Origin of the sequence: Bradyrhizobium sp. NBAIM08, from assembly GCF_020193935.1 — a bacterium.
Lineage (GTDB): Bacteria > Pseudomonadota > Alphaproteobacteria > Rhizobiales > Xanthobacteraceae > Bradyrhizobium > Bradyrhizobium yuanmingense.
The window spans coordinates 1-410 of sequence record NZ_JADYVR010000856.1; the positions used below are offsets into that span (position 1 = coordinate 1).

Here is a 410-nt window from a genome sequence, read left to right on the forward strand (position 1 = left end):
CACTGAGCGTTTGCGATGTGGCGAAGGGCCAGACCGCGCCGTCCCATTCGCATTTGCAGCAACCGTGCGAGCGGAACGCAGGGTGACGACGTTCCGCAGTCGTGAGACCGAAGGGCGCACGGAAACCTTGCGCGTCGGTGAGTTGCGCCCAGGCAGCCTCATAACCTTTGTTCGCGTCTGGCAATCCAAACGCCCACGGAATAAAACCAATGGCCTCGCGAACGCTGGCGAGTTGCCCGCTCTCGTGGCGAACTTTGAAGAACTTCGCTTCGCTGTCCCAAAGTTTTCCCTGCGTGAGGCGCTGCAACTCCGCCGTCTTCGCGTCGAATTCCGTCGCGAGCTTCTCTCGTCCCGCAAGCCTTGCGATGGCCGCAATGGCGCGCGCATTGGCGAACATGTAGCTATTGATC

1 protein-coding gene is annotated in these 410 nt (G+C 60.7%); it reads right to left on the reverse strand.

Translation table 11 applies throughout. From position 1 onward, the window contains the following. Positions 1-397 (reverse strand): hypothetical protein (locus tag I6F37_RS42400; protein ID WP_225154734.1); only part of this gene is annotated, 397 nt, incomplete at its 3' end. Positions 398-410: the final 13 nt, after the last annotated feature.